Genomic DNA, 15,720 nt, shown 5'->3' with positions numbered 1-15,720 from the left:
TCATCGGGTGGTCCGTTCTCCCCTGGCAGGGTCCGCCACGCTGCTGTTGATGTCGACGCTGGCCATGCCCGCCACGGCGCAGACGACGCAGACGCCCCGCTCCGGCGCTTCGGTGCCGGGGCGACTGACCTTGCCCGCCCAGAGCGATCCGATGGCCACGCGACAGCCCGGCACGCCGGTGCCGCCACCCTTGGTCGATCCGCAGACCGGACGGCCGGTCGATGCGCGCGGGCAACCCATGGGCGTCGCGAACACGGGGGTCGATGCCGCGCCGTCGAGCGACGCCATACCCGTCCCGGCCTATATTCCCCTGCCCTCCGGCTCGACCCAGCAGACCGAAGTGCCGACCGCGCGGGTCGCGGATCGCGCGCTGAGCGCCTTGCGGTTGCCGGGCGAGACGGTGCTGACGCGCCGCCGCCCGGGCTATGACCCGCCCGGCCTTCGGGTCGGGGGGATGGTGCTCCGTCCCTATATCGATGCGGGCCTGGCCTATGACGCCAATGTCTATGCCGAGGAAAATCCGCGGACCGACGTCTTCGCCCATATCCTGGGCGGCTTCGACGCCACGTCGGACTGGGGGCGGCACCGCGCGGTGCTCAGCGGCTTCATCCGTCGTCGCGAATATGCCCGCTATACCTCGGAAAACACGACGACCTACCGGGTGGTGACGGCGGGACGCTATGACGCGACCTCGCATATCTCCTTCACCACCGAGGCGTCGCACCAGCGCATCCAGTTGGAGCGCAGCGCGGTCGAGGAAGTGTCGAGCCTGGCGCTGCCCAGCATCTACGACCTGACCTCGGGTCAGTTGGGCACGCGCATCGAATACGGCTCGACGCGACTGGCCGCTACCGGCGGCGTGTCGCGGACCGAGTTTCGGGACAATCGTTCGCTGGCGGGACAGATCACCGACCAGCGGTTTCGGACCTTCACCGGCTATAACGGCGAGGCACGGATCGAACATGACGTCTGGGGCACCCGCGCCGTCTACGGCCAGTTGAATGTCGAGCGTCGCCGCTTCGACCTCGCCGAAGCCAGGCAGCGGAGCAACGCCGACGTCTATACCCTGACCGCCGGTTTGCGCGGTGCGCTGACCCAGTTGATCCGGGGCCATGCGGGCGTGGGCGTCATCCGGGTCGACTTCCAGGAGCCGTCCGCACCGTCCATCACCGGCCTGACCTTCGATACCCAGCTCGACTGGCTCGTTCGCGAGCGGACGACGATATCGCTGTCGGGCTCGCGTGAGGTGCGCACCGCCGCACAACAGGACGCGCGCGCGGCGCTGTTCACCAACGTGACGCTCAGCGCCAGTGAAGAGGTTCGCCGCAATCTCATCCTGACGCTCGGCCTGCGTCAGCAATGGACGACCTATGTCAACGACATACGGCGCGCGTCCTTGACGGGCGTGACGCTGGGCGCGAACTGGCTGGTGGACCGGCATTGGACGATCAAGCCCCTGATCAGCTATCTTCGCCGTACCGATCGTGGCTTCAATCTCGATCTGGGGCCGGAGGACGGCCAGGTCGCGGTCAGTGCCACCTATCGGTTCTGATCCCGGTTGACGGGTCCGGATGACGACTGCCTCCCGCCGGGGGCATGAATGCCTGTGGAGGTGGGATTGACGGATCAAGCACTGGAGGCTGCGGGTCGAGCGACCGCCGAACCCTGGCGTCGGGCGGAGGCGTCGCGCGCCGCGCAGATCGCCCGGTTCGTGCGCCTCTACCTCATCCTGCCCGCCGCGATCATCGCCATCTATCGCAGTACGCAGATGTGGTACGGCTATCCGACGTCCCAGACGGAGAATGCCAGCAACGACCCATTCCTGATGCAGATGGTGCTCTATTCGCTGGTGCCGTTCATCGCGCTGACGACCATCGCATTGCCGCGCATGGCCGCGCGTGCGGTGCTGCGACTGGGGCCGCTCGTCGGGCTGCTCGCCATATTCCTGATCGGCTCGATCCTGGCATCGGCCAATCCGATGAGTTCGCTGCGTGGCTTTATCGCCATGATGCTCATCGTCCTGCCGATGATGTACCTGGCAACCTGTTTCGGTGCGAAAGCCTCTTTCGACATCGTGTGGCGAATGATGGCGGTGCTGCTGGTCGTCAACTTCACCTATTCCATCCTGTTTCCGGGCATCGCCTTCATGAGCGGATCGCTGAACGGCGCGATGCGGGGCATGTTCGTGCACAAGAACGCCTTTGGGGCCTATTGCGCGCTGACCTTCGTCATGCTGCTGCCGCCCGATTTCGACATTCGGCGCTGGGACCGGCTGCTTCGTCTGGCCCTGTGCGCCGTGGCGGCGGTGGGGGCGAAGCTGTCGCTGTCGTCGACCGCGATCGTCCTGTTGATCGTCGGTACGGGCGTGGTGGTCATCACCGGCTTCATGAGCCGTATCGAACAACGCACGCTGCGCGCCATCGCCTTCGCCCTGGCGCTGTCGCTGGTCATCGTCCTCGCCAGCGGGGCGGGTGTCGCGCTGCTCGGCGAGGTGGCGGGCAGCTTCGGCAAGGACGTGACCCTGTCGGGCCGCGCGGAAATCTGGGAAGTGCTGTGGCCGGTCGCGCTCGACAAGCCGTGGCTGGGCCATGGCTTCGCGATCTTCCGCCAGACCTCCTATTTCCAGCAGTTCACCAGCACCATCGCCTGGGGGCCGCGCTCGACCCACAACACCTATCTGGAGATCGCGCTGAATTCGGGCTTCCCCGCGCTGTTCACCTGGGTCGCGATCATGCTGGCGGCGATCTTCCGCGGCATCCTGCTGATCGATCCGTCGTCGCCCGACTATCGCCCGATCCAGAAGGCGCTGGCGGCGATCGTCATGGCGCTGCTCGTGTCCACCAGCGAGGCGGGGCAGATGCTGGCCCCGCAGGCGACCTGGCCGATCCTGGTCCTGTCGCTATATTGCATCGCCATTTCCGACGGCACGCGACGCCTTCGCCGCCCCTCCGATCGGGGGATTTCGAAGGCGGACTGGACACCCGCCAAGCGGCGCGCGGTATAGATCGCTCCCGCCGTCGAGAGATGGTGCATATCGGCGTAGAAGACCCGGCGCTTGCCGTCGCGGAACAGACAGCCGGACGGATCGCAGAGCGGCGGTACCGGATCGAACAGCATGACGCCGGGGCGCTGCGCCACCTGCCGCGCGATGGCCTCCCGTGCGTGATCCGGCATCACGGCCTGCCAGGGCATGCGGTCCTGCCGCACCTCCCTTTCCCGCTCGCCCAGCACGCGCGCGAGGGAGGTGCGGACCGGCATGAGATCGTTCAACGCCATGCTATGCGGATCGGCGGAGAAGCGCGGGATGTCCTGCACCACGATGACGGTCCGCCCCAATCTCTTCAGGGTATCGATCATCCGGCCCAGTCCCGCCTCCAGCGCCAGCCTTCGCCTAGCCATGTCCTCCCCGCCATCGGCGCTCGCGTCCAACAGTGATGACCAGTAACCCGCGAGGATGACCGTGCGTATCCGGGGATGCGTCCGGACGATCGCCAGCGCCTCCGCCAGAAAGGCGGCGCACTCCGCGCTATGGGTCGGGTGATTGGCGAGGAAATGGTCGTAGCCCAGGATCGGCTGGCACGAGGATTTCGTCATCTGGTACAGGGACAGCGAACGGGCCGAGGCCATATCCTCGATCCCGGCGACCAGCGCGTTGGCGTGGCTGTCCCCGATCAGCGCGATTGCCGCGCCGGTGCCGGATGGAAGGCAGGCCCGCATCGATCGGGGGGCGGTCGCGCCATAAGCCACGAGGCAGTCATTGCCGATCGCGCTGCGGACATCGGCGTCGACCTGCCTCACCGACGCGGCGGCCCAGCGCGCCATCCCGCCGCTGACGAAGATCAGGAACAACGAGCCGATCCCCGCTCCCCAGAGGACGACATAGCGCCGCGCCGCGATCACGCGTTCGCCACCGCCCCGCCGGAACGGAATCTCGACGAAATGATAGGTCGCGACGGCGATCAGCAGCGTGCCGAGGATCAGCCCACCCCTTACGGCGGCGCCGACCTCTATCCCCAGGATATGCACCACCGCCACCGGCGGCCAATGCCAGAGATACCAGGAATAGGACACCCGCCCCAACCCGACCATCGGCGCCGAGGCGAGTAGCCCCTGCCCCAAGCCGGAAGCGCCCGGCATGACGATCAGTCCGGCGGCGGCGACGGCGAGGACTTGTCGGACCAGCACCGGCTGGCTCGGCGGGAGGAACAGTGCCAGGCCGAGCAGGAGGGCCGCCGTCGGGAACAGGGCCGCACGCCGCCTGATCAGCCTGCCAAAACTCCAACCGAGCGCGATCAGGGACCCGGTCCCGATCTCCCACAGGCGGAACGGCATGAGATAAAAGGCCGTCACCGGTCGATAGTGAACGGTCAAGGCGGTGGCGGCGAAGGACAATAGCGTCGCGACCAGGACGATCCGCCGCAAGCCATCGCCGCCTCGCCGAAGTCCGAACAAGATGAAGGGCGGAATGACGAGATAGAATTGCATCTCGACGGAGAGCGACCATCCCATCAGCAGCAATTGCCGAACGGCCTTGGGCGAAAAATAGTCCGTGAATGCCAGAAAGGCGATGTTGGAGACCCCGGTCAGCGTCGCGGCCGCGGTCAGCGCATGGATCTTCAACTCATAGGGCGTCAGGATCAGGCAGGCGACCAGCGTCGTGACGATGACGACGCAGAACAGCGCAGGGATCAGCCTCCGCGCGCGCCGCAGGTAGAAGTCGCGATAGCGGAAGCGCCCCGTCTCGATCGAATGCCGCAGGATTCCGGTGATCAGAAAACCGCTGATGACGAAGAATATGTCGACGCCGACATAGCCCGCGGCGAAAAGCGGCACCTCATAATGGAACAGCACGACCAACAGGATGGCGATCGCACGCAGTCCGTCGATATCGCGGCGATATGCCACGTCCGCCGCCTTCGGCGCGCTTGCCTGCATTGCTCGACATCCTCTGCAAGCTTCTTACCTGCAGCGATGCTCCTTCCAGAGCGGTCGATCGCCGTCCAGCACCCGGGACCATGCGCGATCATGCTATAACCGAAACGATGCACCACTGGGCGCAGTCGCTGCCGCCAAGCTGCTGTCGAAGCCCGAAAAACGACGATGGGCGGACCGATAGGGATCGGCCCGCCCATCATTTCGTCCGCTGATCGCCGACCGGGAGACAGGCCCCCGGCCGACCGCCGGATTACAGCACCAGCATGTCGCCCGCGCTCAGGTGCGGCGTCAGGTCGATGACCAGCGCGCCCTGGTCATAGCTGCCGCCGATCGCCGCCTTGTAGACGAAGCTGTCGCTGGTCTTGTGGTCGGCCACCATCCGCGCATTGGCGTCGGCGTCCAGCGTGTAGGTGAAGGCGCCGGTGCCGTCGATGTGCAGCGTGCCATAGACCCCCTTCAGATCGACCGCGCCCTTGCTCAACTGCTGCCCGCCGACCGTGCGCAGCGACAGGGTGCTGCCGTCCGAGGTCAGGTCGTTGGTCGAGACATTGCCGACCACCGTCTGGGCATTGGCAGCGATCTTGTAGAAATCGTCGACCGCCTTGGCCTTTTCGATCGGCTGACCGGCCTTCAGCGCCGCCTTGGCCGCCGCGCTGCCAGAATCCTGCGTCCGGATATAGGCCGCCAGATCGATCGTCAGGTTCGACGTGACGACCTTGCCGCTGTCATTGGCCTTGTACTGGAAGCTTTCGACCGGAGCGCTGACATTCTTCAGCTTGGCGAGCGCGTTGCTGTCCAACTGATAGGTGAAGTGGCCCTTCTGATCGATGTGGAGCGTGCCATAGGTGCCCTTCAGGTCCAGGCCGCTGGTGCCGATCCGGGTGCCGTTGAACGAGCTGAGCGACAGCTTGTTGCCGGCCGCGTTGATGTCGTTGTCCATGATGTTGCCCGACATCTTGGTGCCCGACACGTCCATGGCATAGCGATCGGCGTTGATCCCGACCTTCAGCGCCTTGTTCAGATTCTCGCTATAGCTTTCCTGGAGCAGCTTGGCCGCGGCGGCGTCCGCCTGCGCCTTGGCGGCGGCGTCGACCTGGGCCTGAACGGCGGCGGCGGCTTCGGCCTGCAGGCCCGAGGGGGCATTGGCCGCCGTCGTCTGGACGTTGCCGACGACATTGAACGCACCGATCAGGCCGTTGCCCTTGATCTGCGACAGGGTGCTGTCGATGACCACATTGTCGTGGAAGGTGCCGGTCGTCTGCTTGTCGATCTTCAGCGCGGCGGTCGCGACGGTGACAAAGGTGTTCTTGCTGATGTCGATATTCTGGCGGGTGACGTCGCCATCGCGCGACAGACCGGTCAGCGCCACGCCGAAGTTCGATCCGACGATCTCGTTGCCCGAAATCTTGTAGTTGCCCAGGTTGATCCCGGCGCTCGCCATGATCGCCGAGGACCAGCCATATTTGTTCTGGCCGCTCAGCTTGTTGTCCGTGATCTCGACGTCCCAGCCGTTGATCGCGATGCCGAAGCTGCCGCCCTTCACCTCGTTGCCCGACGCGACGACGTTCGAGGAATTGTTGACGATGATCCCGCCCTTGGTCGAATCCGGCGAGGTGCTCTGGTCGATGACGTTGCCGGTCATGCGGACGTTGGACGAGTTGGTCACCTGGATGCCGTCGGCGGTGCCGCCCTTCAGGTTCGTCATGACGTTGTTGACGATCTTCAGGTCGGTCATGTCGACGACATAGATGCCGTCGTTCGACACATTGTCGAACTTGCTGTTCGAGATGGTGACGTTCTTGCTCGTCTTCATCGAGATGCTGCCGGTTCCCGTCCCGGCCCCGGCATTGATCAGCGAGACGTGATCGATAACCCAATTCTCGGTCTGCGCCGCGTAGATCGCGTTGAAGCTGGTCGAGAAGGTCAGGTCCTTGATGACGATGTTGCTCGTCTTCGTCCCGTAGATCCCCTGCTTGCCGACGAAGGTGGGGTCCGCGCCCTGCCCGTAAGCCGCGATGGTGATCGGCTGGTCGGTGGTGCCCGAACCGTTGATGGTCAGCATGTCGGCAAAGCTGCTGCCGCGCGCCAGCAGAACCGTGTCGCCGGCCTTGAGCTTCATACTGGAAATCTTGGCGACGGACTGAAACGCCGTGCCCGCACTCGTGCCGCTGTTCTTGTCAGAACCGTTGGCGGCATCGACATAATAGGTCGTCATGTTCCGGCTTCTCCGGGGAAGAGAGCAGAGGTCTTCCCGATGCGGAGCGTGTGGCAGCGACGGAGGAAACGACGGGTTACATCCTAGGGTTAACGTTTCGTACACACTAAAACACTGTCGGACCGACGTAAATTTCGCGACCCGCCAATGCCGTTAACATCTGTCGCCGGCGCGCCAGCTATTGCCACGACGGATATCGGGCGTTCTTGGACGCCGGACGCACGAACGCCGGCGACCTTGCGGCCACCGGCGTTCGGCGGAGTTCGAAAACGGTCGCCGTGTGGGCGGCGACCGATCGCGAATTAGAGAGCCGGCGCGGCCGAGTTGAACGCGATGTTCAGCAGGGCGTAGTCGGTGTTGTTGCCTTCGCCATTCTGGCCGTCATGCGGCTTGTAGGCGAACTTCTCGACGCCCTGAGCACCGCCCAGCGCGATGGTGTCGGGGTCCGAATAGTCGACCTGGTAGGTGAAGGCGCCATTGCTGCTGATCGTCAGGGTGCCGTAAACGCCCTTGATCTGCACGTCGGTCATGTCGGTGATGTGATAGTTGGTCTTGGTGGCCAGATCGATCACGCCGCCGACGTGCAGCGTATCGCCATCGGGATCGCTGTCGTTGAAGAGGACGTTGCCGCCCACGATGCCCGAATTGGTCGACACGAAGTCGTCGATCGCGACCGGCTTGCGGTTGGCTTCGCCACCGATGTCGAACGAGATATAGGCCTGATCGTACATGCCGCTGCTGTCGCGGACCTTGATCTTGAACTCTTCGACCATGTTCTGGCCGTCCTTGATGTTCAGACCGGCGTTCAGCTCATAGGTGTAGGTGCCGTCCTGAGCGATGGTCAGCGTGCCATACTTGCCCTGGAAGACATTGCCGCCCTTGCCGCCACCGATCGTGCCAGCGACATAGCCGTCGTTGACGCGAGCAACGGTGATCGTGTCGCCGTCGGCGTCGGTCGCGTTCTGCAGGATGTTGCCCGAGATGGAGCGGGCGTTCTCGTTGAACGAGATCTTCTGGTTCGGAAGGTCGGGACGACTCGGCATTGTAGGGACTCCCCTGTTTTTCGCTTTGATAGCGGTTTGGATTGCAGTGCTGGCCATGCGGCCGGTGTTGATGACCAGATGGTTAGCGCCGTGTTAACCAGAAAACAGCAGAAATGTTTCGCGCCTTTTGGCGACTGTCCCATGATGAGGCGGATATGACGGCGCGCGCAGTCCCGGCGCGGCGCACAGTTTCTGTCGATGGAACCAAGTTGACCCTGCCGGGTTCTTCTGCCCCTTTTGCCCTTGTTCATTGGGCGGGGGACCAAGATCACGAAGCATTGGTCAGTGTAGCAACTGCTCCGACACATCGGTCATTGCGAAAATGGCGGATTTCCGCGATTGCAAACGATATGATATTATAACCATATCGTAACGATCCTTATTTGCCAATATGAACGGTTCCTGTCCGATAGGCGCGGCCCCGGCGCAGATAGGTCATTCAGTCGTCCGAATGACACCGCTCGCCCGTTTGGATGAAAATAAAACTACAGAATGAAGAAAGCGCGATGACTCTCGGCGGCAAGAGGCCGGAATTGCGCTTGGCATCCGGCCGAAGATGAGGACGCTCCCCCGTGGGTAACGGTTCATCGCTACTGATGCACGTTCTGCCGTAAGCAAAAACGAATCGGATTCGCGCGAAAGATGGTCCGAGACCCGAATCGCGGTCCCGGACCATGAATTTTTAAAAGACCTTACCGTAGCTTGCCCTTGTCCATCTGGGAGACACGCTCCGCGATCGCCCGGATCATGCGCGGTCGCGGATGGGTGCCGGTCCGCGGGGTGCCCGATCCGTCATTGGCGTTGGGCGCGAAGACCTCTCCTCCGGCGGCGACCACCGTTCGTGCGCCGTTATAGCTGAGCTTGCACGTCCAGGCGCCCGGCTGCCCGGTGATCGCGATGACGGATGCGAAGTCGACCGCGCCACCCGGTATCCATTGCAGGACGTCCCCGAGTTCCGGCGCATCGGTCAGGACGATGCTGTCATAGGTCGTCGTGCCGTCGGTCCCCGCCTGCTGCGCCAAGGTCGTGACGAAGAAGGGTTCGGGCCATTTGCCCTGCGTGTCGGCCAGACCCACCGCGCGCGCCACGTCGATATAGCCCGCCAGCGTGCCGTCCATCCCGGCCTGCTTGTCCGCCTCCAACTGATAACGAACACCGTTCGGCCATTCGCCACCGGCCTGATACGCCTGGTTGGCGAGCGTCCGGAACCCGTCGGTGGAGTTGGGATGGATGACCTGCCCGACCGCGACGATCGGCGTTCCGGGATGACGCGCGAGGATACGGTCGTTCAACGCCTTCCAATTGCTGCGGGTCGTCGCATAGCTCCCGCTTTCATAATCGTTGCGGCCCATCTGGTTGAGGATGCAAGTAAAGGGCCGTCGCCCGCCGTTCATCGCCACCACCTGATCGACGATATCCCAGCGCTTGGCCGAGTTGGTCGCAATCAGTTCGCGCTTGGACGCCGCGCCCGGCAGGCCGATCATCATGTGCGGAATACGCCCATAGGGGCCGTCCCGATCGAGCCAGCGACGAAGCCACCCCATATTGCGCCGCATATCGGCGGCCAGCACGCTATCGGACTGACGCTCGCCGATCGAATCGCACACGACCAGCGGCACCGGACGCCCGTCCCATCCCTTGGCGACCATGAAGTCCGGCCCGTAATAGGCCGGGAAGGATGTCCCCTCGAGCGAGCCGGTGCTGGCCGTGTCCGTGCCGATCAGCGCGATCAGCGCCGCCGCATTGTCCGCACCCCATACCCGCTCGCCGCGCTGGCGCATGATCTGATGCACCGGGATCTGCTTCTCCCCGGCGGCGGTCGCATAGAGCGTATAGACCGTCACCTGCGCCAGCGGCGGCACCGCGACCGACAGGTCGTCGGTCCACGCCCCCAGCGCGCCGCTGGCGATGTTCGTCCCCGCCGCGCCCCCGAAGCCGCACGCCCGGGCTTCGCCGCCGTTCACCGCGATCCAGACACCATATATGACAGTCGCATTTCCCGGCAGCACCGTCTCCTGCGGGCTGTTCCCCCCTTCCGTGCAGGCGAAGCCCGAATAATGAAGCCGAAGATGGTCGATCGCATATTGCGGTGAACCGAAGATCAGCTTCGTCATGACGAAGCGCGTGTCCGCCTGCGCCGTGACGAGCACGCCCGAAGGCACCCGCGCGCCGGTCGCCCAGAACATATAGCGGTCCTGATCCGCCAGCATTCGCGGATTGCCGAAGGCCGGGCGATTGCCCGCATAGTCCCCCGCCATATCGCTCACGCCTCCCCGATCAGGTCGGCGGCGGTGGTGCCCGTGGCGCGGACGAAGCCGGGGCGGACATTCAGGTAAACTCCGCTCGCGACATTGCGATAGACGACGTCCGCCGTGCCATCGACCCCGCGTAGCGTGATATGGCCGCCGGTGCCGACGAACAGCCGCTTGGGCACCACGGCCAAGGGCACGCTGTCGCTCGGCGCGATGGCGAACGGTGCGCGCGACGGTGCGCTCAGGCTGTCGATGTTGAACGGATCGGCCATGGCTATTCTTCCCCCTGTAAATGCCGCGAACGGGACCGTCCGGGACATTGTTCTTCATATGTTCCTTTTATAGCTGTAGGAAAGCCCCGATGGAGCGGGTATCGGCGGCGCGTCACATCACGGTCGCACGGGCGGCGGGCGGCCGGAATTCGGGCCGCATCGGGAATAGGAAAGCATGAGCAACACAGCCGGAGGTGTCGGAAAGCGGATCGCGAAGGGGAGCATGTGGCTGACGGCGGCGCGGGTCGTCGTCAATCTTTCGGGGATGGTCAGCACCGTCATCCTGGCGCGCCTGCTGGTCCCCGCCGATTTCGGCCTGGTCGCGATCGCGGCGACGCTGATGCAGATCGTCACCTCCATTACCGAAATGTCGCTATCGCAGGCGCTGATCCGACTGGATGAGCCGACCGATGCCGACTTCCATTCGGCCTGGACTCTGTCAGCGTTGCGCGGGGTCACGATCGCGGTCGTGCTGTCCGCCTCCTCCCCCTTCGTCGCCAATATCTATGGCGATCAGCGGCTGATCCCGATCCTGATCGTGCTGGGCGGCGGTGCACTGCTGTCCGGGCTCGCCAATCCCTGGCTGGCGGTGTTCCAGCGACGGCTGGTCTTCTGGCAGGAATTCGTCCTGTCCTCCGCGTCCAAGATGAGCAACGTCATCGTCGCCGTCGCCGTCGCCTGGTATTTCCAGAGCTATTGGGCGATCGTCGCGGGGATCGTGGCGATGTACGCCTCCAACGTCATCGTCTCCTATTGCATCATGCCCCGCCTGCCCCGCTTCTCGCTGGGAAGCTGGCGGACGCTGTTGTCCTTCTCGGTCTGGACCAGCGCGTCGCAGCTGGTGAACGCGCTCAACTGGCGCGCGGACCAGTTGATGGTCGGCAAGATCGCGACGCCCACCGTGCTCGGCTATTATAATGTCGCATTCAACCTCGCCAATCTGGCGACGCGCGAGACGACGCTGCCGCTGACCAAGACGCTGTTTCCCGCCTTCGCCTCGATCAAGCACGACAAGCCGCGCCTGACCGCCGCCTATATCAAGGCCGACCGGTTGCTGGTCGCGCTGGGCGTGCCGGTGGGGGTCGGCTTCGCGCTGGTCGCCGAACCGATGGTCGCGCTGTTCCTCAACGCCAAATGGCTGCCCGCCGTGCCGATCATCCAGGCGTTCGCGGTGATCTTCGGGCTTCAGGGCGTGGCGGGGCTGGCGACGCCGCTGGGCATGGCGCTGGGTTATGTCCGGTTGCTGTTCATGCGCGATTTGCAGGTGCTGCTCGTCCGCCTGCCGCTGATGGTGTTGGGCGCCATCTTCTTCGGCGTCCCCGGCCTCGTGGCGACGCGCGTTCTGGCCGGGCTGTATCAGGTCAGTGTCGGGATGATGCTCGCCCGCCGTCTGGCAGGCGTCAGCATCATGCGGCAAATCGCCACGCATATGCCCACCCTGATCGGATGCATCACGATGTCGCTGGGCGTCTGGGCCGTCGCCGATCGCGGCTGGCGGGTCATCGGGGGCTTCGATCTGGCCCAGGAACTGATCCTGCGCGTCATCGTCGGCGGTCTGGTCTATCTGGTGACCCGCTTCGCCATCTGGTTCGCGATGGGCCGCCCCGAAGGGCTGGAGCGCGATGCCGCCGCCATGCTGGGGAAGCTGCGCCGAAAGCTCGCGTGACGGCCGTCCCCGGCAGCGTCCGGCGGGGCGTGTCATTTGGGGACAAAAGTGACGACGGTTTCAATTCCCCGCGTGGTGAAGCGACGCCGAACCTGCAATTATCGTGACATTGCGCCGTGTTGGGGTGGTGCAGGAATGGGCCCGTTAACCAATCGGGCCTATAGCCCACGGACATGACAGCGTCGGGGAACCCGGCGCGACGGAACATGTGGCGTAAGGAAGGGCCGGGTTTTGCGTACAGCCGACGGGGGACAAGACGATCTGCGCATGGCGTTGCGCCGGTTTCGATCGGTCTTCGGCATGATCGTGGCGGTCAGCGCCATCCTGAACATATTGCTGCTGGCCGGGTCCATCTACATGATGATGGTCTATGACTCGGTGCTGCCGGGGCGGTCGATCCCGACGCTGGTCGGCCTGCTGATCATGGTCACGCTGGCCTATGCCTTTCAGGGGCTGTTCGAGAATCTGCGTGCCGGGTTGTTGTCCGATGTCGGCAACGGGCTGGACCGTGCGCTGTCGCGGCGGGTGCAGGGCGCGATGGGGCAGATGTCGCTCGACGGTCGGGTGACGCAGGGCGACGGCCTGGGCCCGATGCGCGATCTGGACCAGGTGCGGAGCTTCATCAGCGGCACCGGTCTCGCCACCATGATCGACCTGCCCTGGATCCTGTTCTTCTTGGGCGTGCTGTTCATGCTGCACGTCTGGCTGGGCGTCACGACCCTGATCGGCGCGCTGATCCTGCTGGCGCTGACGCTGGTCACCAATCGGGTGATGAAGAAGCCGTCGTCGGACCTTCACCAGATGTCCTCGGTCCGCAACGCCATGGCCGAATCCAATATGCGCCATGTCGAGCTGTTCGCCGCCCTCGGCATGCGCGAGCGGATGCGCGACCGGTGGGAGCGGGTGAACAACCAGTATGTCACCCTGTCCAACCGCGTCTCGCGCGAGAGCGCCAAGCTGGGCGGAGTCAGCAAGGTGCTGCGCCTGCTGCTGCAATCGGTGATCCTCAGCGTCGGCGCGCTGCTCGTCATCAACGGCAAGGCGAGCGGCGGGGTGATCTTCGCTTCCTCCATCCTGTCGGGCCGCGCGCTGGCCCCGGTCGATCAGGCGATCGCCAACTGGCGCAACCTGGTCGGCGCGCGTCAGGGATGGGCGCGGCTGAAGCAGCTCTTCTCGCGCGTGCCCGTCGCCGATCCCGGCATGACCCGCCTGCCCGCCCCGCATCAGAGCCTGCTGGTCGAAAACCTGGTCGTCGGCCCGCCGGGTACGCAGCGCACGACGCTGCACGGCGTTCAGTTCAGGCTCAATCCCGGTGACGCGCTGGGCCTGATCGGCCCCAGCGGTGCCGGCAAGACGACACTGGGTCGCGCGCTGATCGGGCTCTGGCCGCCCCAGGCGGGCGCGGTTCGGCTGGACGGCGCGGCGCTCGATCAATGGTGGCCCGACGATCTGGGCCGGTCGCTGGGCTATCTGCCGCAGTCGGTGGAGTTGGTCGGCGGCACCATCGCGCAGAACATCGCGCGCTTCGACCCCGAGGCCACGTCGGAGGCGATCATCGCCGCCGCGCGCGATGCGGGCGTCCATGCGCTGATCACCAGCCTGCCCGCCGGTTACGACACCCAGATCGGCGAGGATGGCCGCGAGCTGTCCGCCGGACAGCGGCAGCGTATCGGCCTGGCCCGCGCACTCTATGGCGATCCGTTCCTGATCGTCCTCGACGAACCCAATTCCAACCTCGATGCCGAGGGGGAGGCCGCCCTGGCCGCCGCCATCGGGTCGATCCGCCAGCGTGGCGGGATCGTCGTGGTCATCGCCCATCGTCCCAGCGTTCTGGGACAGGTCAACAAGATCATGTATTTGCGTGACGGACGTATCGAGCTATTCGGGCCGAGCGATCAGGTCATGGAGCATCTGACGCGCGCGGCGCTGCCCAATGGCACGCCCACGCCCGAGCGTACCCTTGAGGAAAGCAAGTCATGAACGGCATCGTCACCACCGGCGGCCCCGGCACGCGCCTGACCGCGATCGACGAAGGCGCGCCTCTTTACGATCCGCTGCGCAGCGCCAAGCGGCAGTTCCGCATCGCGCTGACCGCGATCCTCGTGCTGGTACTGGGTTTCGGGCTGGCGGGCGCGCTGATCCCGATCGGCGGCGCGGTGATCGCCCCGGGCCAGGTCGGGGTGAAGAGCCGGATCAAGCGGATCGCGCATCCCGCGGGCGGCGTCATTTCCGAGATCCTGGTCGAGAACGGCCAGCGAGTCCGCAAGGGCCAGGTGCTGATGCGCTTCGACGACCGGGTGACCGACGCTGATGCCCGCTATTCCAGCCTGAGCGTCGACCAGTTGCTCGCCCAGCGCGCGCGGCTCGAGGCGGAGCGGCTGGGGGCGCCGACCATCACCTTTCCGGCGGAACTGGTGAATGGCGGCGAGGGTGCGCAGCGCGCCATGGCCGACGAGCGCAAGCTGTTCACCATCCGCAAGACCGAACAGTCGGGCCTGATCGCCCAGCTGGAATCGCGGGTGCGGCAATATGAGCAGCAGATCGGCGCCTATCGCGCGCAGATCAACGCGCTGGAACAACAGACCGCGCTCATCAATCCCGAGCGTCAGGGCGTGAAGGATCTGTGGGAAAAGGGGCTGGTCACGATCAGCCGCCGCAACCAGCTGGAACGCACCGCCGCCGATCTTCAGGGCAATGTCGGCGCGCTCCAGGCCAATATCGCCTCAACCCAGGCGCGCATCACCGAGGCGCGCGAACAGATCATCCAGCTGGGCGAGACCCGCCGTTCGGAAGCGGGCACGCGGCTGGCCGAGATCAACAACACGCTGAACCAGCAACAGGTGCGCAGCGTCTCGGCGGTCGACGCGCAGGACCGCAGCGTGCTTCGCGCACCCTATGACGGGGTGGTGGACAAGCTGGCCTTCAACACCATCGGCGGCGTCGTGCGCGGGGCCGAGGTCATCATGGAGATCGTGCCCGACAGCGACGAGCTGATGGTCGAGGCGGGCGTGTCGCCGCTCGACATCGATCAGGTGCGGGTCGGCCAGCAGGCGCGTATCCGCTTCAGCGGGCTCAATTCGACCGCGACGCCCGAAATCCATGGCCGCGTCGTGACCGTGGCCGCCGACCGTTCGACCGACCCGGAGGGCAAGCAGGCCTTCTATCCGGTGCGCGTCGCGATCGAGGAGGCCGAGCTGCGCCGCTATCCCGAGATCCAGCTTCGCCCCGGCGTTCCGGCCGAGGTGTTCATCGAAACCGGCCACCGGACGATGATTTCTTACATCACGAAGCCGCTGCGCGATCAGTTCGAGCGGGCTTTCCGAGACAATTAAGATAC

9 protein-coding genes and 1 pseudogene are annotated in these 15,720 nt (G+C 65.0%); 5 read left to right on the top strand and 5 right to left on the bottom strand.

What is annotated here, in order from left to right; all coding sequences use genetic code 11:
- The first annotated feature begins 7 nt into the window (after window positions 1-7).
- Window positions 8-1,552, top strand: a complete 1,545-nt coding sequence (locus tag OXQ33_RS01100) for an outer membrane beta-barrel protein (protein WP_267432682.1) — start codon at window positions 8-10, stop codon at window positions 1,550-1,552.
- A gap of 48 nt (window positions 1,553-1,600) precedes the next feature.
- A pseudogene (locus OXQ33_RS17415) lies at window positions 1,601-2,713 on the top strand (O-antigen ligase family protein); the annotation flags it as partial.
- 71 nt (window positions 2,714-2,784) lie between these two features.
- On the opposite strand, the gene OXQ33_RS01090 reads toward OXQ33_RS17415, so the two are convergent.
- The 5 genes from OXQ33_RS01090 to OXQ33_RS01070 all read right to left on the bottom strand — a co-directional run bounded on the left by OXQ33_RS01090 (window position 2,785) and on the right by OXQ33_RS01070 (window position 10,717).
- Window positions 2,785-4,905 (bottom strand): acyltransferase family protein, encoded by a 2,121-nt coding sequence (locus OXQ33_RS01090; protein ID WP_267432681.1) that lies wholly within the window; start codon window positions 4,903-4,905, stop codon window positions 2,785-2,787.
- A gap of 280 nt (window positions 4,906-5,185) precedes the next feature.
- Window positions 5,186-7,150, bottom strand: coding sequence for a right-handed parallel beta-helix repeat-containing protein (locus OXQ33_RS01085; RefSeq protein ID WP_267432680.1), 1,965 nt, complete (start codon window positions 7,148-7,150; stop codon window positions 5,186-5,188).
- 302 nt (window positions 7,151-7,452) lie between these two features.
- The gene (locus OXQ33_RS01080) at window positions 7,453-8,193 is read right to left on the bottom strand and encodes an Ig-like domain-containing protein (RefSeq protein ID WP_267432679.1); all 741 of its coding nucleotides are present in this window, start codon (window positions 8,191-8,193) and stop codon (window positions 7,453-7,455) included.
- A 692-nt stretch (window positions 8,194-8,885) separates the two neighbouring features.
- Entirely contained in the window at window positions 8,886-10,460 is a 1,575-nt protein-coding gene (locus OXQ33_RS01075; RefSeq protein WP_267432678.1) for a hypothetical protein, read from the bottom strand.
- Window positions 10,457-10,717: a hypothetical protein gene (locus OXQ33_RS01070; RefSeq protein ID WP_267432677.1), complete on the bottom strand. Its 261-nt coding sequence runs from the start codon at window positions 10,715-10,717 to the stop codon at window positions 10,457-10,459. The genes OXQ33_RS01075 and OXQ33_RS01070 overlap by 4 nt, the downstream gene beginning before the upstream one ends.
- A gap of 175 nt (window positions 10,718-10,892) precedes the next feature.
- Here OXQ33_RS01070 and OXQ33_RS01065 point away from each other — a divergent pair, with 175 nt between their 5' ends.
- From OXQ33_RS01065 to OXQ33_RS01055, 3 genes are all read left to right on the top strand, one after another.
- The gene (locus OXQ33_RS01065) at window positions 10,893-12,383 is read left to right on the top strand and encodes a lipopolysaccharide biosynthesis protein (protein ID WP_267432675.1); all 1,491 of its coding nucleotides are present in this window, start codon (window positions 10,893-10,895) and stop codon (window positions 12,381-12,383) included.
- A 267-nt stretch (window positions 12,384-12,650) separates the two neighbouring features.
- Window positions 12,651-14,363, top strand: a complete 1,713-nt coding sequence (locus tag OXQ33_RS01060; RefSeq protein WP_267432674.1) for a type I secretion system permease/ATPase — start codon at window positions 12,651-12,653, stop codon at window positions 14,361-14,363.
- Window positions 14,360-15,715, top strand: coding sequence for an HlyD family type I secretion periplasmic adaptor subunit (locus OXQ33_RS01055; protein WP_267432673.1), 1,356 nt, complete (start codon window positions 14,360-14,362; stop codon window positions 15,713-15,715). Before OXQ33_RS01060 ends, OXQ33_RS01055 begins: the two co-directional genes overlap by 4 nt.
- Window positions 15,716-15,720: the final 5 nt, after the last annotated feature.

Source organism: Sphingomonas sp. GM_Shp_1 (assembly GCF_026540895.1).
Taxonomy (GTDB): domain Bacteria; phylum Pseudomonadota; class Alphaproteobacteria; order Sphingomonadales; family Sphingomonadaceae; genus Sphingomonas.
The sequence above is the reverse complement of the archived record's forward strand: the minus strand, read 5'-3'. Positions and strand labels throughout refer to the sequence as shown.

Coding starts and splice junctions, on each gene's coding strand:
- OXQ33_RS01085 (WP_267432680.1), bottom strand. CDS start 7,150: ATGACGACCTATTATGTCGATGCCGCCAACGGTTCTGACAAGAACAGC.
- OXQ33_RS01080 (WP_267432679.1), bottom strand. CDS start 8,193: ATGCCGAGTCGTCCCGACCTTCCGAACCAGAAGATCTCGTTCAACGAG.
- OXQ33_RS01070 (WP_267432677.1), bottom strand. CDS start 10,717: ATGGCCGATCCGTTCAACATCGACAGCCTGAGCGCACCGTCGCGCGCA.
- OXQ33_RS01065 (WP_267432675.1), top strand. CDS start 10,893: ATGAGCAACACAGCCGGAGGTGTCGGAAAGCGGATCGCGAAGGGGAGC.
- OXQ33_RS01060 (WP_267432674.1), top strand. CDS start 12,651: ATGGCGTTGCGCCGGTTTCGATCGGTCTTCGGCATGATCGTGGCGGTC.
- OXQ33_RS01055 (WP_267432673.1), top strand. CDS start 14,360: ATGAACGGCATCGTCACCACCGGCGGCCCCGGCACGCGCCTGACCGCG.